Annotated in this window: 22 protein-coding genes and 1 pseudogene; 12 read left to right on the top strand and 11 right to left on the bottom strand. The window is 71.0% G+C overall.

Annotated elements, in window-relative coordinates:
- Window positions 1-2 precede the first annotated feature (2 nt).
- Window positions 3-824 carry a crotonase/enoyl-CoA hydratase family protein gene (locus GLX30_RS33850; protein WP_159694711.1) on the bottom strand — a complete coding sequence of 274 codons (822 nt, stop codon included), beginning with the start codon at window positions 822-824 and terminating at the stop codon, window positions 3-5.
- A 225-nt stretch (window positions 825-1,049) separates the two neighbouring features.
- On the opposite strand from GLX30_RS33850, the gene GLX30_RS33845 reads away from it, so the two are divergent.
- A complete protein-coding gene (locus GLX30_RS33845; protein ID WP_159694710.1) occupies window positions 1,050-2,699 on the top strand; it encodes an acyl-CoA synthetase in 1,650 nt (549 codons plus the stop codon).
- Window positions 2,700-2,777: 78 nt separating this feature from the next.
- A complete protein-coding gene (locus tag GLX30_RS33840; protein ID WP_167306896.1) occupies window positions 2,778-3,569 on the top strand; it encodes an inositol monophosphatase family protein in 792 nt (263 codons plus the stop codon).
- Window positions 3,570-3,691: 122 nt separating this feature from the next.
- Here the strand turns inward: GLX30_RS33840 and GLX30_RS33835 are convergent, their stop codons facing one another.
- The gene (locus GLX30_RS33835) at window positions 3,692-4,222 is read right to left on the bottom strand and encodes a VOC family protein (protein ID WP_159694708.1); all 531 of its coding nucleotides are present in this window, start codon (window positions 4,220-4,222) and stop codon (window positions 3,692-3,694) included.
- 278 nt (window positions 4,223-4,500) lie between these two features.
- On the opposite strand from GLX30_RS33835, the gene paaK reads away from it, so the two are divergent.
- Together paaK and GLX30_RS33825 are read left to right on the top strand one after the other, a co-directional pair.
- Complete coding sequence (paaK, locus tag GLX30_RS33830; protein ID WP_159694707.1) at window positions 4,501-5,787, top strand: phenylacetate--CoA ligase PaaK; 1,287 nt, start codon at window positions 4,501-4,503, stop codon at window positions 5,785-5,787.
- Between the two features lie 265 nt (window positions 5,788-6,052).
- On the top strand, window positions 6,053-7,255 hold the full coding sequence (locus tag GLX30_RS33825; protein WP_244258383.1) for a Fic family protein: 1,203 nt from the start codon (window positions 6,053-6,055) through the stop codon (window positions 7,253-7,255).
- 22 nt (window positions 7,256-7,277) lie between these two features.
- Here GLX30_RS33825 and GLX30_RS33820 read toward each other — a convergent pair.
- Window positions 7,278-7,454, bottom strand: a pseudogene (locus GLX30_RS33820) (LuxR C-terminal-related transcriptional regulator); the annotation flags it as partial.
- 27 nt (window positions 7,455-7,481) lie between these two features.
- On the opposite strand from GLX30_RS33820, the gene GLX30_RS33815 reads away from it, so the two are divergent.
- Both GLX30_RS33815 and GLX30_RS33810 read left to right on the top strand, forming a co-directional pair.
- A complete protein-coding gene (locus GLX30_RS33815) occupies window positions 7,482-7,769 on the top strand; it encodes a hypothetical protein (RefSeq protein WP_244258382.1) in 288 nt (95 codons plus the stop codon).
- 59 nt (window positions 7,770-7,828) lie between these two features.
- Window positions 7,829-8,155 (top strand): hypothetical protein, encoded by a 327-nt coding sequence (locus tag GLX30_RS33810; RefSeq protein ID WP_159694705.1) that lies wholly within the window; start codon window positions 7,829-7,831, stop codon window positions 8,153-8,155.
- 61 nt (window positions 8,156-8,216) lie between these two features.
- On the opposite strand, the gene GLX30_RS33805 is transcribed toward GLX30_RS33810, so the two are convergent.
- Window positions 8,217-9,731, bottom strand: coding sequence for an acyl-CoA synthetase (locus tag GLX30_RS33805; protein ID WP_159694704.1), 1,515 nt, complete (start codon window positions 9,729-9,731; stop codon window positions 8,217-8,219).
- A gap of 97 nt (window positions 9,732-9,828) precedes the next feature.
- On the opposite strand from GLX30_RS33805, the gene GLX30_RS33800 reads away from it, so the two are divergent.
- Window positions 9,829-12,249: a penicillin acylase family protein gene (locus tag GLX30_RS33800; protein ID WP_159694703.1), complete on the top strand. Its 2,421-nt coding sequence runs from the start codon at window positions 9,829-9,831 to the stop codon at window positions 12,247-12,249.
- Between the two features lie 198 nt (window positions 12,250-12,447).
- Complete coding sequence (locus GLX30_RS33795; RefSeq protein ID WP_159694702.1) at window positions 12,448-13,053, top strand: hypothetical protein; 606 nt, start codon at window positions 12,448-12,450, stop codon at window positions 13,051-13,053.
- A 119-nt stretch (window positions 13,054-13,172) separates the two neighbouring features.
- Here GLX30_RS33795 and glpK read toward each other — a convergent pair whose 3' ends face one another.
- From glpK to GLX30_RS33780, 3 genes are all read right to left on the bottom strand, one after another.
- Entirely contained in the window at window positions 13,173-14,687 is a 1,515-nt protein-coding gene (gene glpK / locus GLX30_RS33790; RefSeq protein ID WP_159694701.1) for a glycerol kinase GlpK, read from the bottom strand.
- A 22-nt stretch (window positions 14,688-14,709) separates the two neighbouring features.
- Complete coding sequence (locus GLX30_RS33785; protein WP_159694700.1) at window positions 14,710-15,540, bottom strand: MIP/aquaporin family protein; 831 nt, start codon at window positions 15,538-15,540, stop codon at window positions 14,710-14,712.
- A 131-nt stretch (window positions 15,541-15,671) separates the two neighbouring features.
- Window positions 15,672-15,860, bottom strand: coding sequence for a hypothetical protein (locus tag GLX30_RS33780; protein ID WP_159694699.1), 189 nt, complete (start codon window positions 15,858-15,860; stop codon window positions 15,672-15,674).
- A gap of 232 nt (window positions 15,861-16,092) precedes the next feature.
- Here GLX30_RS33780 and GLX30_RS33775 point away from each other — a divergent pair, with 232 nt between their 5' ends.
- Window positions 16,093-17,238, top strand: a complete 1,146-nt coding sequence (locus tag GLX30_RS33775) for a glutathione-independent formaldehyde dehydrogenase (protein ID WP_159694698.1) — start codon at window positions 16,093-16,095, stop codon at window positions 17,236-17,238.
- Window positions 17,239-17,645: 407 nt separating this feature from the next.
- Here GLX30_RS33775 and GLX30_RS33770 read toward each other — a convergent pair whose 3' ends face one another.
- Window positions 17,646-18,320: a hypothetical protein gene (locus GLX30_RS33770; RefSeq protein ID WP_159694697.1), complete on the bottom strand. Its 675-nt coding sequence runs from the start codon at window positions 18,318-18,320 to the stop codon at window positions 17,646-17,648.
- Window positions 18,321-18,452: 132 nt separating this feature from the next.
- On the opposite strand from GLX30_RS33770, the gene GLX30_RS33765 reads away from it, so the two are divergent.
- From GLX30_RS33765 to GLX30_RS33755, 3 genes are all read left to right on the top strand, one after another.
- A complete protein-coding gene (locus GLX30_RS33765; protein ID WP_159694696.1) occupies window positions 18,453-18,887 on the top strand; it encodes an Hsp20/alpha crystallin family protein in 435 nt (144 codons plus the stop codon).
- Window positions 18,888-18,998: 111 nt separating this feature from the next.
- Window positions 18,999-19,394: a DUF2267 domain-containing protein gene (locus GLX30_RS33760; protein WP_159694695.1), complete on the top strand. Its 396-nt coding sequence runs from the start codon at window positions 18,999-19,001 to the stop codon at window positions 19,392-19,394.
- A 75-nt stretch (window positions 19,395-19,469) separates the two neighbouring features.
- Complete coding sequence (locus GLX30_RS33755; RefSeq protein ID WP_244258381.1) at window positions 19,470-19,868, top strand: DUF2267 domain-containing protein; 399 nt, start codon at window positions 19,470-19,472, stop codon at window positions 19,866-19,868.
- A gap of 73 nt (window positions 19,869-19,941) precedes the next feature.
- Here the strand turns inward: GLX30_RS33755 and GLX30_RS33750 are convergent, their stop codons facing one another.
- From GLX30_RS33750 to GLX30_RS33740, 3 genes are all read right to left on the bottom strand, one after another.
- Entirely contained in the window at window positions 19,942-21,051 is a 1,110-nt protein-coding gene (locus GLX30_RS33750; protein ID WP_159694693.1) for an ionic transporter y4hA, read from the bottom strand.
- Window positions 21,052-21,399: 348 nt separating this feature from the next.
- Window positions 21,400-22,974 carry an acyl-CoA synthetase gene (locus GLX30_RS33745; RefSeq protein WP_159694692.1) on the bottom strand — a complete coding sequence of 525 codons (1,575 nt, stop codon included), beginning with the start codon at window positions 22,972-22,974 and terminating at the stop codon, window positions 21,400-21,402.
- Window positions 22,971-24,080 carry a nitronate monooxygenase family protein gene (locus GLX30_RS33740; RefSeq protein WP_159694691.1) on the bottom strand — a complete coding sequence of 370 codons (1,110 nt, stop codon included), beginning with the start codon at window positions 24,078-24,080 and terminating at the stop codon, window positions 22,971-22,973. The genes GLX30_RS33745 and GLX30_RS33740 overlap by 4 nt, the downstream gene beginning before the upstream one ends.
- Window positions 24,081-24,120: the final 40 nt, after the last annotated feature.

Here is a 24,120-nt window from a genome sequence, read left to right as displayed (position 1 = left end):
TCTCAGGCGCGCCGGTAGACGGGGTCGCGCTTCTCGGCGAAGGCGAGGGCGCCTTCTTTGGCGTCGGCCGTGTCGAAGATCGGCCGACCCCGTTCCAGTTCGGCGGCGAGTCCTTCGGCCTCCGTCATCTCCGCCGTCTCGTAGACCGCGGCCTTGACCGCCTCGACGGCGAGCGGGCCGCAGGCGTTGATCCGTTCCGCGACGCCGAGCGCCGCGTCGAGGGCGGTGCCGTCGGGGACGACACGGCCGACGAGGCCGATGCGTTCGGCTTCGTCGGCGGTGTAGGGGCGGCCGGTCAGCAGCATCTCGAGGGCGTGGGTGCGGGGGATCTGGCGCGGCAGCCGGACGGTCGAGCCGCCGATCGGGAAGAGGCCCCGCCGGACCTCGAAGAGCCCGAAGGTGGCGCCCTCGCCCGCGACCCTGATGTCCGTGCCCTGGAGGATCTCGGTGCCGCCGGCGACGCAGTACCCCTCGACGGCGGCGACGACCGGCTTCCTCGGCCGGTGGTGGCGGAGCATCGCCTTCCAGTGCAGGTCGGGGTCGGCCTTCATCCGGTCGCGGTAGTGCTCCCCCGCCATGCCGCCGCCCGCAGCGAGGGCTTTGAGGTCCATGCCCGCGCAGAAGGAGCCGCCGGCTCCGGTGATCACCACGGAGCGGACGGTGTCGTCCGCGTCGGCCGCGAGCCATGCGTCGTAGAGGCCGACGAGCATCGCGAGCGAGAGGGCGTTCTTCGCCTCCGGCCGGTTCAGGGTGAGTATCAGCGTGGCGCCCTCGTGTTCCACGGTGAGGTGTTCGGTGCCCGTGCGGCCGCTGTGCCGTGCCATGTGCAACCTCCCGTCGCGGATCGGTCACGGGTTCCGTCGCCGGACCCGTCACCGGATCTGGAACAGGTTGCAGTAGGCGGGCCGCCAGTTCAAGAGTTTTCTGACAGTCAGTCAGATTTCCTTGCCGGTGGGCCTTCCCACATGTGCGGACCGGCGCTCTAATGACGGCCGAGCCGCAGTGCACCGGGTTCACGTCGTGATGTCCCGCCGGGGTCAGGAGGAGCGGTGGAGTACAACCTTGCCGACCTGTTCGAATCGGTGGTCGACGCCGTGCCCGACCGCGAGGCACTCGTGTACGTCGATCACCCCGGCACCGGCGAGGAGCGCCGGCTCACCTACGCGGAACTGGACGCGGCGGCCAACCGTGTCGCCCACCACCTGCTCGACGCGGGCATCGCACCGGGCGAACACCTGGGCCTGCATCTCTACAACGGGGTCGAGTACCTCCAGACCGTCCTGGGCTGCCTGAAGGCCCGGATCGTGCCGGTGAACGTCAACTACCGGTACGTCGCCGACGAATTGGTCCACCTCTACCGGGACGCCGATCTCGCGGCGCTCGTCTTCGACGCGGAGTTCACCGAACGGGTGGCCGCGGCCCTGCCCCGCACCGAGACACTGCGCCACCTGGTGCGCGTCGGCGCGCCTTCCGACGGAGCGCCGCCCCTCGACGCCGTGGCGTTCACCGACGCCGAAGCCGCCGCCTCACCGCTGCGGGGCTTCGCCCGGCGATCGGCCGACGACCTGTTCATCATCTACACCGGTGGGACGACGGGCATGCCCAAGGGCGTGATGTGGCGTCAGGAGGACCTGTTCTTCGCCGGACTGGGCGGCGGAGCCCCGACCGGCGAGCCGGTCTCCCGACCAGAGGAACTGGCCGAGCGGGTGGCCGCCGGCGGCGACGGGATCACCTTCTTCCCCACTCCCCCGCTGATGCACGGCACTTCGACGCTCACGGCCTTCATCGGCTTCAACTTCGGCCAGCGGATCGTCATCCACCGCAAGTTCGTGCCGCACGAGGTGCTGCGCACCATCGAGCGGGAGCGGGTCACCAGCGTGTCGCTGGTCGGCGACGCGATGCTGCGCCCGCTGGTCGACGCATTGAACGGGCCGCTGAAGGGGTGCGACCTGTCGTCGGTGTTCAGCGTCTCCAGCTCCGGTGCGATCATGTCGGACACCGTGCGCGAGCAGTTCACCGCACTGGCCCCGAACGTCCTGCTGCTGAACAACTTCGGCTCCTCCGAATCCGGCTTCAACGGCACCGCGACGGACGACTCGGGCCCCGCCACCGGATTCCGGCTGCGCGTCAACGCCCGTACGGCGGTGGTCGATCCGGTCACCTACGAACCGGTGCCGCCGGGCGGGACGGGCCGGGTCGCCCAGCGCGGACACGTACCGCTCGGCTACTACAAGGATCCGGTGAAGTCCAAGGAGACCTTCTTCCGGCGCGGCGGCGAACGGTGGGTGCTCCTCGGCGACATGGCCACCGTGGACGAGGACGGCATCGTCACGGTCCTGGGCCGCGGCTCGCAGTGCATCAACACGGGCGGGGAGAAGGTGTACCCCGAGGAGGTCGAGCAGGCTCTCAAGTCCCATCCGGACGTGTACGACGCCCTGGTCGCCGGTGTTCCTGACCACCGGTGGGGCAACCAGGTGACGGCAGTGGTCCAGCCCCGCGCGGGCGTGGCCCCACCGACTCTGGCCGCCGTCCAGGCCCACTGCCGCACCCGGTTGGCCGGCTACAAGATCCCGAGGCGGCTGGTGATAGCACCGGAGATCCAGCGCTCGCCGAGCGGCAAGGCGGACTACCGCTGGGCGCGGGCGGTCGCCTCCGAGGCCCCGGCGGTCGGGGACGGGCCCGCGGGAGCCGGGGCCTGACCGCCCCGCCGCACCCGCGCCCTTGGTGGCCCGACGGCCCCGAGCAGACGCCCTTTCACCGCCGATACGATGCCTGACGTGATCGACTCATCGGCGGACCTTGACGACGCAGGGGTGGCGACAACGGCCGCACAGGCCGGCGCGGAGGTCGTACGCGGCATGTACGGCAGGCGGCTCGACCGTATCGACAAGGACGCCGGGGACTTCGCCACCGCCGCCGATATGGAGGCCGAGAAGGCGATCCTCGGCGTCATCCGTGCCGCCCGGCCCGATGACGCCGTCCTCGGTGAAGAGGGCGGACAGCAGGGTGCCGTGGACGCCGCGCGCCAGTGGCTGGTGGATCCCTTGTGCGGCACGCTGAACTACGCCGTCGGCAACATGGCGGTCGCCGTCAACGTGGCGCTGCGCAACGGGGCGGCTGCGGTGGCCGACCCGTTCACCGGCGAGGTCTTCTTCACCGACGGCGAGACCGCTCGAGTGCGGTGCGACGGCGCCGATGCCCCTCTGACGCCCACGTCCGCCACCCGCCTCGTGGATGTCAACCTGGACCCGCCGTTCCCCGGCGCGCCCGGCTTCCGCGCTGTCGACCTGCTGGCGGATCCCCGGTTCGTGGAATCGTTCCGGCCGCGGGTCGTGTCCACGACGCTGGCCTTGGCCTGGGTCGCCGCCGGCAAGCGCGCCGCATACGTGACCGACGGCGGCGACCTGTCCGGGAGCGTGCATTTCGCCGCCGGCATCGCCTTGTGCCGGGCAGCAGGCTGCGTGGTCACCGGGATCGACGGCGCCCCGGTCGGACCGGCGGGACGCGGGCTCGTCGCGGCCGCCGACCGTGAGACCCATCACCTGCTGATGTCGATGATCCGCGGCTGACGTCGGCGACAGCGCGCCCGACCCGGGAGGCGCAGAAAGTCCCCGTTCGGACGGCCGCCGCGGGCCGCCGTGGCTCGCTTCCGCGGGGCACGGCAGCTCCGCGGGAGGTGGGAGCGGTGAGGTCAGCCTTCCGCGCCCGGCAGGATGCGCTCGCCGTTGAAGACGCCGAGCCGCTCCCGGTACAGCTCGAGCGGCACGCCGTTGGGGTCACGGATGTAGAGGCTGTCCTCGACGCCACGGTCGGGGCCCAGGTATTCGATGCCCGCCGCGTCCAGCGCCTTACGGGCGGCGGAGAACTGCCGCGCGTCGACCGAGAGCGCCAGGTGCTGCACCCCGCCGACCGTCTCCGTCGCAGGCGGATGGTCGTGGCCGGGGAAGTCGAAGAAGCCCAGCAGGTTGCTGTTCCCGATGTCGAAGAAGAAGTGGGTGGAGCCGCGGTAGTCGCGGTTCTCCACGATCTCCACGAGGGGAAACCCCAGGAACTCCTGGTAGAAGCGGACGGTCTCCTCCACGTCACGGCAGATGAAGGCCACATGGTGGACGCCGTTCGCCGTGGTCGCCGGCCGGTCGCCCGCTTCGCGCAGGTAGCGCCGTCGCACCTCCTCGCGACGGGCGCGCACGGCCTCCAGTTCGGCTCCCTCTGGCTGAGGCATCGCGGACTCCTTCACCTGTGGTTGATTGCGGGATTCAACTTCCCGTCCCGCAATCTTCCCCGCAACCGCCCGCGAAGCGCTCCCCCTGGCGACGGCGGCGGCCGCAATCGTCCGGATGCACCACTCGACGTGCTGCGCAGGCGGCCGGCTTCGCGCCGCCGGCCGTGCTGTGAAGCCCCTTCGGCCGAGCCTTGACGGACGGCAGCGTGGACTGAATTACTGATCCCGAACACGACGACCGAATGGTCGGTAGCCCGATCCGGGACGGGAGTGCGCGGATGACGGACCTGCTGGACGCGGCGGAGCGGCTCGATCGCGAGGAGCTCGAGGCCCTGCAGCTCGAGAGACTGCGCTCCACCCTGCGCCACGCCTACGACAATGTCGCCTTCTACCGCGATGCCTTCGACAAGGCGGGGCTCCTTCCGGAGGACTGCCGTACGCTCGCCGCCCTCGCCCTCTTCCCGTTCACCACGAAGGCCGATCTTCGCGACCACTACCCATTCGGGATGTTCGCGGTCGACTCCTCGCAGGTGCGCCGGATCCACGCCTCCAGCGGTACGACGGGCAGGCCCACCGTCGTCGGCTACACCCAACGGGACCTGGACACCTGGGCCGACGTGGTGGCGCGCTCGCTCCGCGCGGCCGGCGCCCGCCCCGGTCACAAGGTCCATGTGGCCTACGGATACGGCCTGTTCACCGGCGGCCTCGGCGCGCACTACGGCGCCGAGCGGCTCGGCTGCACCGTCATCCCCGCGTCCGGCGGCATGACGGCCCGCCAGGTCCAGCTGATCAACGACTTCCGGCCCGAGATCATCATGGTCACTCCGTCGTACATGCTGACCCTCCTCGACGAGTTCGAGCGCCAAGGCGTCGATCCGCGGTCGACGTCGCTGAAGGTGGGGGTCTTCGGCGCGGAGCCGTGGACCGAGGAGATGCGCCGTGAGATCGAGGAGCGGTTCGCGATCGACGCGGTCGACATATACGGGTTGTCCGAGGTCATGGGTCCCGGAGTCGCGCAGGAGTGCGTGGAGACGAAGGACGGCCTGCACATCTGGGAGGACCACTTCTACCCGGAGATCGTCGACCCGTTCACCGGCGAGGTGCTGCCGGACGGCGAGGAGGGCGAGCTGGTGTTCACCTCGCTCACCAAGGAGGCGATGCCGGTGATCCGTTACCGCACACGGGACCTGACCCGCCTGCTGCCGGGCACGGCACGCGTCTTCCGGCGCATGGAGAAGGTCACCGGGCGCAGCGACGACATGGTGATCCTGCGCGGGGTGAACCTCTTCCCCACCCAGATCGAGGAGATCGTCCTGCGGACGCCGCATGTCGCGCCGCACTTCCAGCTCCGGCTGACCCGAGAGGGCCGCCTCGACGCGCTGACCGTGCTCGCGGAGGCACGGCCGGGAACGACCCCCGACCAGCGGGCGGCGGCCGCGCAGTGCGTGGCGGCGGCGATCAAGGACGGGATCGGGGTGTCCGTCTCCGTCGAGGTGGTGGACCCGGAGACGCTCGAGCGTTCGGTGGGCAAGATCAAGCGGATCGTGGACCTCAGGAACGCCTGAAGACGCCTTCGACATCCGCAACCGGCGGCACAGGCGGTCTCCTCCGTCGGGCAGAACCCTGCGGTAATCCGCTTGCCGGGACGCTGGGGTGACGTGACAGGCTGGCGCGGTGATACGCGAGCTGTCCCCTGGTGACCTGACCTGGGACGAGGTGAATCCCGCCCGGCGTCCCTTCGACATTGCGGCGGCGGCGCGGGGGGTGCGCTCACTCGGTCCGGCCCGGGGTGTACCGAGCCGTCCGGATGTCCCCTTCGGCGATCCGGCGATGAGTGCGTGGAGCTGGGGTGAGGGCCGGCTCTGGGCCGATGCCATGTCGTACGCCTTGATGGACCGCTACGGCCGCTGGGCGGTGGGCTGGCGCTGGGCGCACGACGAAGGAGACTTCGACGGCGGGCCTGTCGGAAGTTGGTGCTGTCCCCGTGACTCGATCACCACTCCGGAGGAGACGCTGGAGCGTGTCGTTTCGGCGCTGTGCGAGTGGCGGGCCTGGCTGGAGAGTCTCGCCGGGCGGTTCGAGGCGTACCCGCTGGATCCGGCGAACGTCGGGGACCAGCGGATCTTGTGGGAGAGGGCTGCCCGCAACCTGATCCTGCAGGTCGTGGACCGCACCGGCTGCGGCAGCGGCTGGCACGGGCACTGCCGGCAGGTGCTCACCTGGTTCCTCAGCCGCTGGGGAGTCGCCCCCGCGGTCGCACGGGACCTGGTCGACCAGGCGATCGGCGGGCGGTTCCACAGCTGGACCGACCCTGACACCGTGCTGATCGATGACGTCGCGGAGCGGCTTGCGCAGACACTACGGCCGGACGGCGGCTACGGGCCCGCCGAGCCGGAACGAGACCATCTGCAGCGGTGGCTCGCCGTACGTGCGACCGTGGCCTGGCAGGAAGCCCGAGGCGAAGGCGGGGACGGGCCGGTGACGCCGTCACGCGACGGGGCGGCCGAGGACATCCGCGCGTTCGACGGCGCTCTGGACCCCGCCCGCGCCGAGGGCCTGCTCGCCGCACTCGAACAGCTTCGGGCCCAAGCGGCACGCGGCGCCGCACTCGACTTCGAACTGCTCCGGAGCTGGCAGCAGCACGTGCTGGGCACACCGCAGCCACCCGCGTTCCGCGCCCTGCCCGCCTTCGCCAAGGACGGGCGGGAACGCTACGGCATGGCCCCGGACACCCGGACCCGCCTCGACGCCTGCCTGGCAGAAAGCGCCGAGGACGCGTCGCTCCCCCTGACCGCTCGCGCCGCGCGCGCCTACCTCGACGTCTGCTTCTTCCACCCCTTCGACGACGGCAATGCCCGGTCCGCCTTTCTCACACTCGTCTTCGTCCTCGCCCGCGAGGGCGTCGCCCTGGACGACGTCGGCCTGCTCCGCCGCATCGCCTTCCAGGCCGACCCCCAGGACGCGCTGTGCCTCGCGCGGTACATCGATGTCCACCTCGCGGCGACCCGCGCAGCGCCGCCGCCGTGCGCGTAGTCGGCCCTTGAGCGTTCCAGGACTACGCCTGCGCGGTGGGCTGCTCGGCGGCCTCGCCCGCGCCGGCGCTGACCAGCCCGGTCTCGTAGGCGACGATGACGGCCTGGACACGGTCACGTAGTCCCAGCTTGGCGAGGATGCGGGCGACGTGCGTCTTGACGGTCGCCTTCGCCAGGTGCAGGCGGGAGGCGAGTTCGGAGAGATCGGTGTCCACAAGGCGCTCGGCATGACCCCCCGGCAGACCGTCGCAATGGTCCTCACCTCGGTCGTCGTGACCGGGCTGGTCGCGGGCGCTCTGGGCGTGCCGCTCGGCGCGGCCCTGCACGGCTGGGTCATTCCCGCGATGGGCGACAGCGTGGGGCTCCGCCTCCCCGGTTCCGTCATCGCCGTCCATCACTGGGCCCTACTTCTCCCGCTCGCACTCGGCGGCCTGCTCATCGCAACCCTGGGCGCGCTCCTGCCCGCCGGCTGGGCCGCCAGGGCCCGAACCGCGACGGCCCTGCGCACCGAATAGGAGGCCAGGACGGGGCCGTGCGGCGGGCGGCAGGAGCCGCATGGACGCACACTGGGAGCATGGGCGTCTTCGAGGGCGACGTGACGGTGGTCGCGGGCGATGCCGAGTACACGGCGAGAGCGGTGCTCCGTTCATGGACGGGGCAGCCCGAGGACGCCGCGCCGGACCCCTTGCCCGGCATGAGCGCGGATGTCGTCGCAGCGCTGTCGGCCGACTGGAACGGAACGCTCGAGGTCGCGGACGACAAGGTCGTGGAAGGCATCATGGGCGCGGACGCACCGCGGCTTCGGCTGCCCGACGGCCGTGTCGGCGAATTCACCGTGGCCCACCGATACATCGGTACCGCGCACTTGATGATCGAAGGCAGCGGGCAGCCGCCGTTCTGAGGCCGGACGCGCTCGGGGTGCTCCTCCCGCCTGCTCACCGCGGTGGCGGACGGCCCGCGCCTCAGGCACGTGGTGACGGCGGAGCGAACCGGTCGCGGAGCTCACGTTTGAGGATCTTGCCGCTGGCGTTGCGGGGCAGCGCGTCCATGAAGAGGACCCGCTTGGGTGCCTTGAAGGCGGCGAGCTTGCCCCGTGCGTGGGCGATCAGTTCCGCCTCCGTCACCTCCTCGCGGGCCACGACGACGGCCGTGACCGCCTCGATCCACCGCTCGTCGGGCAGGCCGATCACGGCCGCTTCCGCGACGGCCGGGTGGGTGTAGAGGGCGTCCTCGACCTGCCGTGAAGCCACCAGCACGCCACCGGAGTTGATGACGTCCTTGACCCGGTCGACGACCGTGAAGTAGCCCTCGCCGTCACGCACGGCGAGGTCACCGGAGTGGAACCAGCCGCCGCGGAACGCCTCCTGTGTCTCCTCCGGCTTGTCCCAGTAGCCCTCGCACAGCTGCGGTGAGCGGTAGACCACCTCGCCCGCGGTGCCGTCGGCCACCTCCTTGCCGTCCTCGTCGACGACCTTCGCCTCCACGAAGAGGACGGGCCGGCCGCACGACTCCATCCGCCCCTCGTGCTCGTCGGGACCAAGAACGGTGGCGAGCGGCCCGATCTCCGACTGGCCGAAGCAGTTGTAGAAACCGAGGCCGGGGAGCCGTTCACGCAGCCGCTCCAGCACAGGCACGGGCATGATCGACGCCCCGTAGTACGCCTTCCGCAGCGCGCTGAGGTCGCGGGCACCGAACTCGGGGTGGTCGGCGAGGCCGATCCATACGGTGGGCGGCGCGAACAGGCTGTCGGCGCGGCCCGCTTCGACGAGGTCGAAGATCCGCCCGGCATCGGGAGCGTCGAGGATGGTGTTCTCCGCACCGACCGCGAGGTACGGCAGCAGGAAGACGTGCATCTGGGCGGAGTGGTAGAGCGGCAGCGAATGGACGGGCCGGTCGTCGGGGGCGAGATCGAGGGCGGTGACGGCGCTGACGTACTCGTGGACGAGGGCCCGGTGGGTCATCATCGCGCCCTTGGGGAGCGCGGTTGTTCCCGACGTGTAGAGCAGCTGGACCAGGTCCTCGTCGCGCGGTTCGTGCGCGGGGGTGAACGGCCGCGGCTCGGACAGGGCGGCGAGCAGCGAGTCGTCGGTGTCGCGCAGCGCCCGTACGGCCGTCCCGGCGGGCAGGCGTGGCTCGAGCGCCGGGTCGGAGAGGACGAGCGTGCTGCCCGACTGGCCGAGGATGTAGGCGAGATCGTCGCCCGTCAGGTTCTGGTTCACCGGCACGTGGACGAGGCCGGCCCGTGCGCAGGCGAGGAAGGCGATCAGGTAGGCGTCGGAGTTGTGGCCGTACGACGCGACCCGGTCGCCGTGGCGCAGCCCGTGACCGGTGAGGACGGCCGCCGCGGTACTGACGGCCTCGTCGAGCCGGGCGTAGGTCCAGGACCTGTCGGCGTACCGGACGGCGGTGCGGTCGGGGGTGCGCCGTGCACTGCGGCGTACGAGGGAGTCGACGGTGCTGCTGTGTGCGCCTGTCATGGCGTGATCCTCGGCGGCGGCCGACGCGGGGTCAAGTACCGCGGCACCACGTCGGATACCGAACGGGATGTTGACAGCGGGGGCGTTGGCTGACTGCATGTACCAACCAGTAAGGCCCGCAGTCCCGTTGAGAGGCACGTTGCTCTTCCTTACGCGCTTTGCAAGGCTCGCTCTCACCGGTGTCGCGCTGGTGACGGCCGCGACCGCCGTGACACCGCAGGCGGCCGCCCACGATCCCGGCCGGCATCCCTCGGGCGGCGGTCTGTCCGCCGTGATCCGGTACACCGAGCACGGCATACCGCACATCGTGGGGCGCGACTACGCCGGCCTGGGCTTCGGCACCGGCTGGGCGCAGGCCGCCGACCAGGTGTGTGTGCTGGCCGACGGATTCGTCACCGTACGCGGTGAGCGCTCGCGGCATTTCGGCCCGGACGCCGCGCCCGACGGCTCGCTCTCCTCCGCGACGAAGAACCTCTCCAGCGATCTGTACTTCCGCGGGATACGCGAGGCCCGCACCGTCGAGAAACTGCTCGCCGTCCCGGCGCCGGCCGGTCCCGGACGGGAGGTGAAGGAGCTGATGCGCGGGTGGGCCGCCGGTTACAACGCCTGGCTGAAGCAGAACCGCGTCACCGACCCGGCCTGCCGCGGCGCCGACTGGGTGGGACCGGTGACCGCCCTCGACGTGGCCCGCCGTGGCTTCGCCGTCTCCGTCCTCGGCGGCCAGGGCCGCGGTATCGACGGCATCACCGCCGCGCAGCCGCCCGGCGCCGCCCACGTCCCGGCACCGGACGCACAGGCGACCGCGCGGGCGGCGCGTGAGCTGTTCGCGGCCGATAGCGCCGACATGGGGTCGAACGCCGTCGCGTTCAGCGGTGACGTGACGGCGAACGGACGTGGACTGCTGCTGGGCAATCCCCACTACCCCTGGCACGGCGGCCGCCGCTTCTGGCAGTCGCAGCAGACGATCCCGGGTGAGCTGAACGTCTCGGGAGCCTCACTTCTCGGGACGACGCTGGTCAACATCGGCTTCAACGACAAAGTGGCCTGGAGCCACACCGTCGCGACCGGTGTCACGCTGAACCTGCACCAGTTGACGCTCGACCCGGCGGATCCGACCGTGTACCTGGTGGACGGACAGCGCGAGCGGATGACCGAACGGGCTGTCACCGTCCCGTTGAAGGGCGGAACTTCCGTCACCCGCACGCAGTACTGGACCCGCTACGGCCCCGTCGTCACCTCGCTCGGTTCGTCGCTGCCGCTGCCCTGGTCCGCTTCGACCGCGTACGCGCTGAACGACCCCAACGCCGCCAACATGCGCGCCTCGGACACGGCGCTGGCCTTCGGCAAGGCACGGTCGACGGACGACATGCTGGCGGGCCTGCGGCGCACCCAGGGACTGCCGTGGGTGAACACGATCGCCGCGGACTCGGCCGGACGCACACTGTTCACCCAGTCGCAGGTCCTGCCGCGGATCACCGACGAACTGACGCAACGCTGCTCGACGCCGCTGGGCCGGGTGACGTACCCCGCCTCCGGCGTCGCCGTCCTGGACGGTTCGCGCGGCGACTGCGGGCTCGGCCGGGACCGGGACGCCGTCCAGCCGGGCGTCTTCGGGCCGTCGCGTATGCCCACGCTGAAGGACGCGGCGTACGCGGAGAACTCCAACGACAGCGCGTGGCTCAGCAACGCCGACCGACCCCTGACCGGGTACGAGCGGGTCTTCGGCACGGTCGGGACGCCACGGTCGCTGCGTACCCGCGGTGCGATCGAGGACGTCGCCGCGATGGCGGACAAGGGCGGGCTGACCGTCGCCGACCTCCAGCGGCAGCAGTTCGCCAACCGGGTACCGGCGGCGGACCTCGCCGTCGCCGACACCGTGCGCGCCTGCAAGGAGCTGTCGCCGGACCTGGCGGAGGCGTGCGGTGTGCTGGAGCGGTGGGACCGGTCCATGGACACCGGCAGCCGGGGTGCGTTGCTCTTCGACCGGTTCTGGCGTGCCCTGACCTCGTCGGTGCCGTCCGGGCACCTGTGGAAGGTCCCGTTCTCCGGGGCCGACCCCGTCACCACCCCGCGCTCCCTCGACACCGGATCACCCGGCTTCGCCAAGGCGCTCACCGCCGCGGTGTACGAACTACGGGCGGCCGGCATCGCGTTGGACGCACCGCTCGGGCGGCACCAGTCCGTCCTGCGGGACGGCAGGCGGTACCCGGTGCACGGCGGGACGGAGTCGCTCGGCGTATGGAACAAGATCGAGGCGGTGTGGAACGCCGCAGGCGGCGGCTACACCGAGGTCGCGCACGGGTCGAGCCACATCCAGGCCGTCGGCTGGGACGGCGGCCGCTGCCCGGTGGCCCGCACGCTCCTGACGTACTCGCAGTCGTCCGACCCGGCCTCGCCGCACTACCGGGACCAGACGACGCTGTTCTCCGGCGAGCGGTGGGTGACGTCGCGGTTCTGCGAACGGGACATCATGCGCTCGCCGGAGCTGAAGGTGGTGCGGGTCCGCGAACGCCGGTGACCCGGCCGGGAACAGCGTCCCGGTGCGGGTGCGGACCCGCACCGGCACGGGTCCGCCGCCGCCGGTGTCGGTGAGGTCTACGACGCCGTCGTCGGCCGCATCGGCCTCCCGACACTGCACGGTGGATCGGCCGAGGGCCCCGGCGTCCGCTGGCGGAACGAGCGGCGGGTCCTGATCCTCACCGGGGACCGCGCCGGTGTGTTGCTGGAGGTGCACGACACCGAGGAGTTGGAAGAGGAGGAGCACCGCACGTTCAAGTGGGGCGGGCCGTGGAGCGCGGACGAGCCGTCGGACTTCCGTCACCTGCCCTACCTGTGGCAACTGGACAGCGGCGGCCCGGGTCGGGCGCCCGACGTGTACCCGGGTGGCCGGCTTGCGCCGAGCCCGGACCACCTCCATGATGCGCTCACGGCGTTGCTCGGTTCGCTCGTGGAACACCTGCCGCCGCAGGTCGGTCTGGACTGGACGGGCTTTGTGATCAGCCAGAACGGCCGTGACAGCGTGCGTCTCGGGTTCGATCCCAAGCAAGGGCTGCGGGCCTTCCGTGCGGACCGGGCCGAGGAGGACTCCGCCGAGAAGGCGGCGGCGATGCGGGAGATCGGCTGGCAGCGCCGCGAACGCTGGCAGTGGAGTGCCGGATTCCCTGAGGTCACCGAGGAGTCCGCCGGACGGGCCGCCCGCCTGGTGGCCGCCCAGCTGCGCACGGACGGCGTGCGGAACCCGGGTGAGGAGTGCGCTCTGCGCGATGTGAGCTGCAACGACATGGGCACGCTCAGTCTTTACGGGGCGGGGGTCGGCCGTTGAGCCCGGCCGGGCATCGCGATGATCCGGTGCCCGGTCGTGGACGTCGAACGACCGGGCTGCGCGTCGGAGCGCGGGCGGACGCGGACAGGATGTCGTACCAGGGCGCTTTGCCGTTTCGCCTATTCGACCTCGACCCAGTCGAGGCTGCGTTCCACGGCCTTCTTCCAGCCCGCGTAGCCCTTCTCCCGTTCCTCGTCGCTCCACTGCGGCTCCCACCGCTTCGACTCGTGCCAGTGGGAGCGGAGTTCGTCTTCGCTCTCCCAGAAGCCGGTGGCGAGCCCCGCCGCGTAGGCGGCGCCGAGTGCGGTGGTCTCCGCCACGACGGGGCGGCTGACCGGTACGCCGAGGACATCGGCCTGCATCTGCATGCACAGGTCGTTGGCCGTGACGCCGCCGTCGACCCGCAGCACGTCGAGTGCGACCCCGGAGTCCTGCGCCATCGCCTCGGCGACGTCGCGGCTCTGGTAGCAGATGGCTTCCAGGGTCGCCCTGGCCAGGTGCGCGTTGGTGTGGAAGCGGGCCAGGCCGACGATGGCGCCGCGGGCATCGGAGCGCCAGTACGGAGCGAACAGGCCGGAGAAGGCAGGTACGAAATAGATCCCGCCGCTGTCCTGCGCCTGCCGGGCCAGGGCCTCCACCTCGGACGAGGAGCCGATGATGTGCATCTGGTCGCGGAGCCACTGGACGGCGGAGCCGGTGACGGCGATGGATCCTTCCAGCGCGTACACCGCCGGTGCGTCCCCGAACTGGTAGGCCAGAGTGGTCAGCAGGCCGCTGCCGGACCGGACGATCTCCGTGCCCGTGTTGAGGACCAGGAAGTTTCCGGTGCCGTAGGTGTTCTTGGCTTCGCCCGGGCGGAAGCAGACCTGCCCGACGGTGGCCGCCTGCTGGTCCCCCAGCACGCCGGTGATGGGTACGGCGGTGCGCAGCGGACGGGTGGTCCGGGTGGTCCCGAACGCCTCCGGGTGCGAGGACGGGTTGATGGCCGGGAGCATGGCGCGCGGGATGCCGAAGACGTCGAGCAGTTCGTCGTCCCAGTCGAGGGTCTCCAGGTTCATCAGCATGGTTCGGCTGGCGTTGGTGACGTCCGTGGCGTGGATGCCGCCGTTGGGACCGCCGGTGAGGTTCCACAGGACCCAGGCGTCGGTGTTGCCGAAGACGGCCCGGCCGTTCTCGGCGGCCTGCCGGACACCGTCGACGTTCTCCAGGATCCACTTGATCTTGCCGCCGGAGAAGTAGGTCGCCGGCGGCAGCCCCGTCTTGCGCCGGATGAGGTCGCCGTGTTCGCGCTCCAGCGTCGCGGCTATGGAGTCGGTGCGGGTGTCCTGCCAGACGATCGCGTTGTAGTGCGGCTGGCCGGTGGTGGGATCCCAGATGACCGTGGTCTCCCGCTGATTGGTGATCCCGATGGCAGCCAGGTCGGCGGCGGACAGGGCGCCTTGCCGGACGGCGTTCTGCATCGTGGAGTTCGTTCGTTCCCAGATCTCCACAGGGTCGTGTTCGACCCAGCCGGAGCGCGGGAGGATCTGCTCGTGTTCCAGCTGGTGGCGCGCGACCTCGTTGCCGTCGTGGTCGAAGATCATGAAGCGGGTGCTGGTGGTGCCTTGGTCCACCGCCCCGACGAACTCGGGCATGGCTGGCCTCTCAGTCGTCCGGTTACTTGTCCGGCGTGGGCACCCGGCCGGGCTCCGGCTCGGCGACGGGCAGGAAACGGCTGATCAGCACGCGGTAGAGGAACGCACCGATCAGGCCACCGATCAGGGGTCCGACGATCGGCACCCAGAAGTAGAGATCGCCGTACTGATCTCGCCAAGCACCTCCGTAGCCGGTCAGGAATGCCGCCAGCCGGGGCCCGAGGTCACGGGCGGGGTTGATCGCGTAGCCGGCGTTGGTTCCCCAGGCCATGCCGATGGCGACGACGATCAGGCCGATGATGAAGGGGGCGAGATTCGCGCCCGGCGGCGTGTTGAGCAGGTCGGTGACCGCGAAGATGAGCAGCATCAGCAGGGCGGTACCGATGATCTGGTCACGGAAGGCGCCGAACTGGCTGATCGGGAGCCCGCCGTTGCCCGGCAGGGTGGAGAAGACGATCTCCGTCTTGTCGGTGTGGCCCGGGTCGGCCTTGGCCAGCACCTCGCTGTAGTTCCAGCGCACCAGCAGGGCAGCCACGAAGGCGCCCGCCGTCTGGGCCAGGGCGTACGGCAGTACCTTGCGCCACGGGAAGCCTTTGAAGGCCGCCAGTGCGAGGGTGACCGCGGGATTGATGTGGGCGCCGCTGATCCGCGCCGCCACGTAGACGCCCAGGACGACGCCGAGCCCCCAGGCCCAGGCGATGCTGTCGTGGTCGCCCAGTGCCCCGTCGGTCAGCGCACCACCCGCGACGACCTGTGCGACGACACCGCATCCGATGAGAATGAGGATCATGGTGCCTGCGAACTCGGCTGAGAGTTCGGCGATGAGACGTGATTTGGACGTCGGTTCCGGCATGTTCTGCGCCTCCCGCCCAGATGGTCGGGCCGATTGTGGCCGCGTCCCGGTCATGCTCTCCCGCACAGGCGCAGTCGGCATTTCGGGAGCGGCTCACCGGGGAACCGGCGGCGGGGAGGCGGAAGGGCGGATCAGCCTTCGACGGCGTCCTCACCGCGGTTCTCGGCGAATTCCCACCAGGCGAGGGGAAGCCAGTCCCCGTCGACGAAACCGTCGACGGCCGACCCGCGGCCGTTGATCGACACAGCGGTTCCCGGCGGGTAGGTGGTGCCGGACAGTCCGGACACGGGGACGAGCAGGGTTCCGAGGCGTCGTATCACTGTTCGCGTTCTCTTTCTGGGGATCTTCTGCAGGTCTTCCGCGGGGTTTCTACGGGTTCGCGGGTTTCCGGTGACTTCGTCCACGGCTCGCGCGACCGGCGCATACATGCATACGCGACGACAGTAGCCAATTTGTCCCTCCCCGAACACCGGGCGGACCATGAGGTGGAACACGACTGCACGAATGCACAAGAGGCACGGAAGCAGCAGTGCCGAGCGGAGGTGCGTGAGCATGAAGGCCGTCGTCTACAAGGGACCGTTCGAAGTAGCGGTCGAGCAAGTGGAGAAGCCCGGGATCCAACACCCGAACGACGTGATCGTCCGCGTGACATCGACAGCCATCTGCGGTTCCGACCTGCACATGTACGAGGGCCGCACGGCCGCGGAGCCGGGCATCGTCTTCGGCCACGAGAACCTCGGGATCATCGAGGAGACCGGGGACGGCGTGTCGTCCCTCAAGCAGGGTGACCGGGTGGTCATGCCCTTCAACGTCGCCTGCGGATTCTGCAAGAACTGCACGGCCGGCTTCACGGGCTTCTGCGTGACCGTGAACCCCGGATTCGCCGGCGGTGCCTACGGCTACGTCGCGATGGGGCCGTACAGCGGAGGCCAGGCCGAGTACGTACGGGTGCCGTACGCCGACTTCAACTGCCTGAAGCTCCCGGAGGGCGACGCCGACGAGAGCGACTTCGTCCTGCTCGCCGACATCTTCCCGACCGGCTACCACGGCAACGAACTGGCCGACGTCCGCCCGGGCGAGAGTGTGGCGGTGTACGGCGGCGGGCCCGTCGGTCTGATGGCCGCCTACTCCGCGCTGCTGCGCGGCGCCAAGAAGGTGTTCGTCGTCGACCGGGTGGCCGAGCGGCTGCAGAAGGCCGAAGAGATCGGTGCGATCCCGGTCGACTTCACCAAGGGCAGCCCGGTGGAGCAGATCATGGAGCAGACGGCGGGAGAGGGCACCGACAAGGGCATCGACGCGGTGGGCTACCAGGCGCAGGCACAGGCCAGCGGCGAGGAGCGCGAGGAGCCGGCGACCGTCCTGAACTCGCTCGTCGAGACGGTCCGGCCGACCGGAGCGCTCGGCATCCCGGGCCTGTATGTTCCGGCCGACCCCGGCGGGCCCGACGAGCAGGCCAAGAAGGGCATGCTGCTCGTGGCGATCGGCAGGCTCTTCGAGAAGGGACTGCGTCTGGGCACCGGCCAGTGCAACGTCAAGCGCTACAACCGGCAGCTGCGCGACATGATCATCGAGGGGCGCGCTCGGCCCGGGTTCGTCGTCTCCCACGAGTTGTCGATCGACGAGGCGCCGTCGGCGTACGAGAAGTTCGACAAGCGTGTCGAGGGCTACACCAAGGTCGTTCTGCACCCGAACCGGTGACCTGATCCGGGGGCCGGTCGGCCGCCGCGGCGTAGCTGGGCGCCGCCCCGGCAGAGGCGGCCGGCGGCCGGTGGTCTCCCGTCGGTGGCGCAGGCTCCACTGCGCCACCGACGGCTTCGGCCGGTCACGGCCGGCAACCGCGCGCCGCGCTGGAGGTGGAGCGGCTGTGCCGGGCGCCCACGGCGCACCCCGAGCATGCTCGTACGCCGGACACATGCAGGGCCGCCGGCCGGCGCGGCTCTCGATGTCGCCACCGCTCTGGCCGGGATCGACGGAAGCTTCGACAACCGTTGTACGGCCGGTGGGGCGACGTAGCGCCGTCGAGGCGGCGCCTCGCCGGTGCCTGCCCGGCCCGGGCAGGCACCGGCGAGGCACATGTCGGGTCCGGCCGCGCCGGCGGGTCGCTGTCAGCCGGCGGTACGGCGCCGGTCGCTGGTCCGGCGCAGCTTCGCGGCCCGGCGATCGAGGTCGTCGACGCGGGCGGCCAACTCCGGATGGTCGCCCAGATGCGCGCGGGACTCCATCAGCGGGCCGACGAGGCCGGCGGCGTCGTCGTCGCCGAGGGCCCTGACGAGGTCGTCCACCGTGCCCCGGGCCTGGCTGGGAAGGTCGCCGAGGGAGGCGATCTGCCCTGCGAGGCGGCGCAGGTCCGCGGCGTTGTCCCGGGCCCAGGCGGTGACGGTGCGGTTGGCGGCACGCCGGTCCCGCGTGGCCTGGACGCGCTGTTCACCCGTGGTGCCGGCGGCGCCGGGACGCAGCCGCAGATAGCGGCGCTCGGCGGCCTGGCGGCTGGCGACACCGAGAGGCTGGGCCAGGTCGGCCCAGCTCGCGCCCGCGTCACGGGCCGCCTCGATCAGGCCCGTCTCCCAGCCGGCGAGCTGCCGGCGCATCTCACGCAGCAGGAGCAGGGCGGCCAAGGCCTCTTCCGGCCCCGGGGGGTCGGGATGCCTGTCGTCATGGTGGTCTCGGCCGGTGCCGGCACGGGCGGTGCGCACCGCTTCGTCGATGGTCCGCAGGGCCGCCGTCGCGGCGAGCAACGAAGCGGGGCTGCTCGGCGGTCCGGGCTGGTCGGCTGGGGTCACGCTGCCTCCTGAGAGTGTCACCCTTTCAATGACATTCCGTCTTGTCATCGGATGGATGACATGTTACAACGGTGTCAGGTGAAGCGCATTGGCCTTGGCATTACTGCCTGAACCGATGGAGGTGTTTCTGCGATGTTGATGCGCACCGACCCGTTCCGTGAGCTCGACCGGCTCACCCGGCAGCTCATGGGTTCCACCGGCACATGGTCGAGCCCGTCGGCGATGCCGATGGACGCCTATCGAGAGGGCGACGTCTACGTGATCGCCTTCGATCTGCCCGGCGTGTCCTCCGACGCGATCGACATCGACGTCGAGCGCAACATGCTGACAGTGAAGGCGGAACGGCGACCGGCCACCAAGGCCGACGACGTCCAGATGGAACTGTCCGAGCGGCCGCTGGGAGTCTTCTCCCGGCAGGTGATGCTGGCCGACACTCTCGACACCGAACACATCGAGGCGGCCTACGACGCAGGTGTCCTGACCCTGCGTATCCCGATCGCCGAACGCGCCAAGCCCCGCAAGATCAGCATCAGCGCCGGCGGCGAAAAGAAGCAGATCAGCGGCTGAGCGGTAGCCGTGGCTCATCGACGGAGGACGGGGCACCGCGCACTCCCCCTCCCGGCCCCGTCCTCCGTACCGTCGCCGGCACAGTCCGCGAGCAGAGTCAGGGGGCAGTAGATGGCCATGCGTTGGCAGGCATTCCTCGACGCCGTGCAGGAGCGCGGCGAATACTCATCGGCTCCAGAGGCGGAACGGGCCGCCCGCACTGTGCTCGCCCTGCTCGGGGCGCATCTGGTGGGAAAGGAGCGCGCGGAGCTGGCCGCACGGCTGCCGGAGACCTTCGCCATGATCCTGCTCAATCCGCTTCAGGCGGCGGAGCCCCTGGATCCGGAGCGTTTCGTGCGGGCGACGGCGGCCTGGATCGACGGGGCGACAGAAGAGACCGCGAAGTGGGACGTCAGCGCGGTACTGAGCGTGGCGGCCGACGCCGCCGGCGACGACCTGCTGCGCCGTGTCCTGCTCCAGCTGCCCCCCGGCTACGACGTCCTTTTCGGGCGACCCCAGCACATCTGACACACCACGACCGACCCCGCATCGCGGTGCAGCACCGACGTGGCGGGGCCACGACGAAAGAGAGGACCACCGACCGTGCAGTGGCAGCAGCTCATCGAGCAGGTGCGCTATTCGGGTCGCTATGCGACCGGCGAGGAGGCCGAAGACGTTCTGCGCGCCGTGTTGACCGTCCTGGGCAGTCATGTCACCGGCGACGAACGCTGCGAGCTCGCCCGTCTGCTGCCCGTCGAGGCTGCCGCGATCCTCGCGGACCGGATCCCGCTGACGGAACCGTTGACGGCGCCCGCGTTCGTCGACGCCGTCGCCGGACACCTGCCCGCGTGCACCGGACCGGAGGCGCGCTGGGCCACCAGCACCGTCCTCTCCCTGATCGCGCAACTCGCCGGCGAGGACCTTTCGCTGCGGATGCTGTCCGAGCTGCCACGTGGCTACGCGCTCCTCTTCGGCCGGGCCGAACTCACCGCGGCCGCCTGACCGGTCGCCTGTCCCGCCGGGGCCCCTGGGGGCCACGAGGGCCCCGGGCTCACGGGCTCACGGGCTCACGGGCTCACGGGCTCACGGCGAGGAAGACGTACGCGGCGAGGATCGCCAGATGCACGCCGCCCTGGAGCAGCGTGGCCCGCCCGGGCACGATGGTGAGAGCGCCGACGACGACGGTGAGCGCGAGCAGCACCATATGGGTGGCTCCGAGACCGAGCAGCAGCGGCCCTTCCAGCCAGATGGTGGCCAGGGCGATCACCGGGATCGTCAGACCGATGCTGGCCATGGCGGAGCCGAGCGCCAGGTTGAGGCTCCGCTGCACCTGGTCCCGGCGGGCGGCGCGCACGGCGGCGAGCGTCTCCGGCATGAGGACGAGCAGGGCGATGACGACGCCGACGACCGAGTGGGGCAGCCCCGCGGAGTCGACGCCGGATTCGATGGTGGGCGACACCGCTTTGGCGTCGCCCACCACGGCGACCAGCGCGACGAGGAGCATCATGAGGCTGAGCGCGGCGACCGAGCGGCCGGGCACCCCGGACTCCTCCTCGTCCGCGTCGTCCTTGACGGCCCCGTCGTCCGTGACGGGCAGGAAGTGCTCACGGTGACGTACGGTCTGCATCGCGACGAACAGCCCGTACAGCCCCAGTGACGCGACCGCGGCGAACGTCAGCTGGGCGGTGGAGAACTCCGGGCCCGGCTTGCTCGTGGTGAAGGTCGGCAGCACCAGACTGAGGGTGGCGAGTGTCGCCACGGTGGCGAGCGCGGCGCCGGCCCCCTCGGCATTGAACACGGCGACCCTGCGGTGCAATGCCGCCACCAGCAGCGACAGCCCGACGATCCCGTTGCACGTGATCATCACGGCGGCGAACACGGTGTCCCTGGCGAGGGACGCCGTCTTGTCGCCTCCGTCGACCATGAGGGTGACGATGAGCGCGACTTCGATGACGGTCACGGCGACGGCGAGCACCAGCGAGCCGAACGGCTCCCCCACCCGGTGGGCGATCACCTCGGCATGGTGCACCGCGGCGAGCACCGCACCGGCAAGGCAGACGGCGACGACGACCACTGCGAGCAGCGGCAGGTCCCGGCCCCAGCTGAGCACCAGGGCGACCAGCGCGACCAGCGGCACCCAGACGGTCCATTGGCCCATGACGGACTTGATCTTCACCGCGCTCATAGGTGCCAGGCTGCCAGCGCCCGGCGGTCCCCGCGCGACGACCCGCGGCGGCCGCGCCGGCAGCCGGGACCGGCCTCCTGTCCGGGCGATCTCTGTTCGCGCGGGCCGGTCGAGGGAAGCCGTCAGCCTGCTCCGCGGGCCGACGACACCAGGTCCCTGGGGGACCCCCAGGGGGCGACGCCGCCCGGCGTGCCGCGGTGAGCGACCGCAGCACGCGCGACGCACCGGCCGTAGCTGCCCGGGGGCGGGCGGGGGTCGGACCGCAGGGCACGAGGGCGATGGGACTGACGCCGGCGACCGGCCGGGTACGACGGTTGCGGGCGCCACCCGGAATTTCCGCGCCCGCGATCATACGGCGCGTTCGTGGCCCTCCCAATACGGCTCCCGCAGACGCCTCTTGTAGAGCTTGCCGTTGGGATCGCGTGGCATGGAGGCGACGAAGTCCACCGAGCGGGGGCGCTTGTAGGGGGCCAGGTGCCGTGCGCAGTGGGTGAGGATCTCGGCGGCGAGGGCGTCGCCCGGCGGGTGGCCGTCCGCCGGTTCCACCACGGCTTTGACTTCCTCGCCCCGGTCGGCGTGCGGGACACCGAAGGCCGCCGCGTCGGCGACGGCGGAATGCGTGAGCAGCGCCGCCTCGATCTCGGCCGGATATATGTTCACACCGCCCGAGATGATCATGTCGATCTTGCGGTCGCGCAGGAAGAGGTAACCGTCCTCGTCGAGGTGGCCGAGGTCGCCGACCGTGAAGAAGTCGCCGATGCGGTTGCTCCGCGTCTTGGCCTCGTCCCGGTGGTAGCTGAAGCCGCCGGTCGTCATCTTCATGTAGACCGTGCCGAGTTCCCCCGGCGGCAGACGGTTGCCGTCGTCGTCGAAGACGGCCAGCTCACTGATCGGCCAGGCCCTGCCGACCGTGCCCGGGCGCTTGAGCCATTCGTCGGCCGTCGCGAACGCGCCGCCGCCCTCGCTGGCCGCGTAGTACTCCTCCACACAGCCGCCCCACCAGTCGATCATGGCTCTTTTGACGTGCTCGGGGCAGGGCGCCGCCCCGTGGACGGCGTGCCGCATCGACGAGACGTCGTAGCGCCGCTTCACGTCCTCCGGCAGGGCGAGCAGACGATGGAACTGGGTCGGCACCATGTGGGTGTGCGTGCAACGGTGCGTGTCGATGAGGCGCAGCATCTCCTCGGGCGTCCACTTGTCCATCAGTACGAGGGGGTGCCCGATGTGCAGGGCCGCGCCCGCGAACTGCAGCACCGCCGTGTGGTACAGCGGCGAGCAGACGAGGTGCACGTTCCCGTCGTGGGGCCGGATGCCGAAGATGCCGAGGAAGCCGCCGAGGTGGCTCTCCTCCGGGAGTCTGCCGGGCAGTGGCCGCCGGACGCCGCGCGGACGGCCGGTGGTGCCGGAGGTGTAGTTCATGACCCAGCCGAGCGTGCGGCCGTGCGGCGGCCCGGCCGGCTGCCCCTCGAGGAGCTCCTCGTAGGGGCGGAATCCGGCCACGTCACCGACGGAGTAGCGGTGGGTGCCGGGCATATACGCCTGGTCGGCGGCGTCGGCCGCCGCGTCGGCGAAGCGTTCGTGGGTGAGGAGCACCTTGGCGCCGGAGTCGGAGACGATCCACGCGATCTCGGAGCCGACCAGGTGGTGGTTGACGGGGACAAGGTAGAAGCCCGCCTGGGCGGCGGCGAGATAGGCGGTGACGAGTTCGGGGCAGTTCGGCAGGACGACGGCGAACGCGTCCCCCCGTTCGAGGCCTGCCGCGCGCAGCCCGTGCACCAGACGGTTGGCGGCGGCATGCAGCTCACCTGCCGTCCAGCTCCCGCCGGCCGGATCGGTCAGTACGGTCCGGCCGGGGTCGGCGGCGGCCTGCGCCCAGAAGCCGTTCCCCGCCGGCACGGAAGCGTCTGCGGACGCATCGGTCATGACGCGCTCCTTCCGGCGATCCGGTTGATGCGGTCGACGGCCCGCTCGAAGCCGCGGGTCAGGTCGTCGAAGACCTCACGCACACTGCGCTCGGAGTTCATACGGCCGACGATCTGGCCCACAGGGGTGCCCAGCAGCGGCCCGACCTCGTACCGCTGGATGCGGGATACCGCTTCCGCGACGAGCAGTCCCTGGAGCGGCATGGGCAGGGTGCCGGGGCCTGCCGGGTCGTCCCAGGCGTCCGTCCAGGCGGTGCGCAGTTGGCGGGCCGGCTTGCCGGTGAGGGCGCGGGAGCGGACGGTGTCGCCGGAGCCCGCGGCCAGCAGTTTCGCCGTGAGGGCGCGGGATCCGAGGGATGCCTCCGTGGTGGTGAGCCACAGGGAGCCGAGCCAGACCCCCTGGGCACCGAGGGCGAGGCCCGCGGCGATCTGTTCGCCGCTTCCGATGCCGCCGGCCGCGAGGACCGGCAAGGGGCCGACCGCTTCGACGACTTCGGGCGTGAGCACCATGGAGGCGATCTCGCCGGTGTGGCCGCCCGCCTCGTACCCCTGGGCGACGACGACGTCGATGCCCGCCTCGGCGTGGCGGCGGGCGTGCGCGGCGCTGCCGGCGAGGGCGGCGACGAGGACTCCGTGGTCGTGGGCGCGTGCGACGACGTCGGCGGGTGGCGGGCCGAGGGCGTTGGCGAGCAGTTTGACGGGATGGTCGAAGGCGACGTCGAGCTGGCTGCGGGCCACCTGCTCCATCCAGCCGGTGATGCGCCATCCGGAGGCCTCGCCCTCGGCCAGCTCGGGTACGCCGTGCCGGGCGAGGGTGTCGGTCACGAATCTGCGGTGCGTCTCGGGGATCATCGCCTCGACGTCCGCCTCGCTCACGCCCTCGACCTTCCTGGCGGGCATGACGACATCGAGCCCGTAGGGCATACCGCCGACGTGCTTCTGCATCCAGTCGAGGTCCCGCCTCAGGTCGTCCGGCGCGGTGTAGCGGACCGCGCCGAGTACACCGAAGCCCCCGGCACGGCTGATGGCGGCGGCCACCGCGGGGAACGGGGTGAAGCCGAAGATGGCGTGCTCGATACCCAGTTGTCTGCTCAGCTCCGTCTCCATGGGCGCAGGATGCCGCAGGGCGGCGGACGAGGGAAGACGT

This window comes from Streptomyces sp. Tu 2975, from assembly GCF_009832925.1.
Taxonomy (GTDB): Bacteria; Actinomycetota; Actinomycetes; order Streptomycetales; family Streptomycetaceae; genus Streptomyces.
The sequence above is the reverse complement of the archived record's forward strand: the minus strand, read 5'-3'. Positions and strand labels throughout refer to the sequence as shown.

What these genes read in the sequence shown, in the direction of transcription:
- GLX30_RS33740 (WP_159694691.1), bottom strand. Translation starts at nt 24,080, where the DNA reads ATGGAGACGGAGCTGAGCAGACAACTGGGTATCGAGCACGCCATCTTC.
- GLX30_RS33765 (WP_159694696.1), top strand. Translation starts at nt 18,453, where the DNA reads ATGTTGATGCGCACCGACCCGTTCCGTGAGCTCGACCGGCTCACCCGG.
- GLX30_RS33810 (WP_159694705.1), top strand. Translation starts at nt 7,829, where the DNA reads ATGGGCGTCTTCGAGGGCGACGTGACGGTGGTCGCGGGCGATGCCGAG.
- GLX30_RS33760 (WP_159694695.1), top strand. Translation starts at nt 18,999, where the DNA reads ATGGCCATGCGTTGGCAGGCATTCCTCGACGCCGTGCAGGAGCGCGGC.
- GLX30_RS33815 (WP_244258382.1), top strand. Translation starts at nt 7,482, where the DNA reads ATGACCCCCCGGCAGACCGTCGCAATGGTCCTCACCTCGGTCGTCGTG.
- GLX30_RS33745 (WP_159694692.1), bottom strand. Translation starts at nt 22,974, where the DNA reads ATGACCGATGCGTCCGCAGACGCTTCCGTGCCGGCGGGGAACGGCTTC.
- GLX30_RS33805 (WP_159694704.1), bottom strand. Translation starts at nt 9,731, where the DNA reads ATGACAGGCGCACACAGCAGCACCGTCGACTCCCTCGTACGCCGCAGT.
- GLX30_RS33825 (WP_244258383.1), top strand. Translation starts at nt 6,053, where the DNA reads ATGAGTGCGTGGAGCTGGGGTGAGGGCCGGCTCTGGGCCGATGCCATG.
- GLX30_RS33850 (WP_159694711.1), bottom strand. Translation starts at nt 824, where the DNA reads ATGGCACGGCACAGCGGCCGCACGGGCACCGAACACCTCACCGTGGAA.
- GLX30_RS33775 (WP_159694698.1), top strand. Translation starts at nt 16,093, where the DNA reads ATGAAGGCCGTCGTCTACAAGGGACCGTTCGAAGTAGCGGTCGAGCAA.
- GLX30_RS33835 (WP_159694708.1), bottom strand. Translation starts at nt 4,222, where the DNA reads ATGCCTCAGCCAGAGGGAGCCGAACTGGAGGCCGTGCGCGCCCGTCGC.
- GLX30_RS33800 (WP_159694703.1), top strand. Translation starts at nt 9,829, where the DNA reads ATGTACCAACCAGTAAGGCCCGCAGTCCCGTTGAGAGGCACGTTGCTC.
- glpK (WP_159694701.1), bottom strand. Translation starts at nt 14,687, where the DNA reads ATGCCCGAGTTCGTCGGGGCGGTGGACCAAGGCACCACCAGCACCCGC.
- GLX30_RS33785 (WP_159694700.1), bottom strand. Translation starts at nt 15,540, where the DNA reads ATGCCGGAACCGACGTCCAAATCACGTCTCATCGCCGAACTCTCAGCC.
- GLX30_RS33750 (WP_159694693.1), bottom strand. Translation starts at nt 21,051, where the DNA reads ATGAGCGCGGTGAAGATCAAGTCCGTCATGGGCCAATGGACCGTCTGG.
- paaK (WP_159694707.1), top strand. Translation starts at nt 4,501, where the DNA reads ATGACGGACCTGCTGGACGCGGCGGAGCGGCTCGATCGCGAGGAGCTC.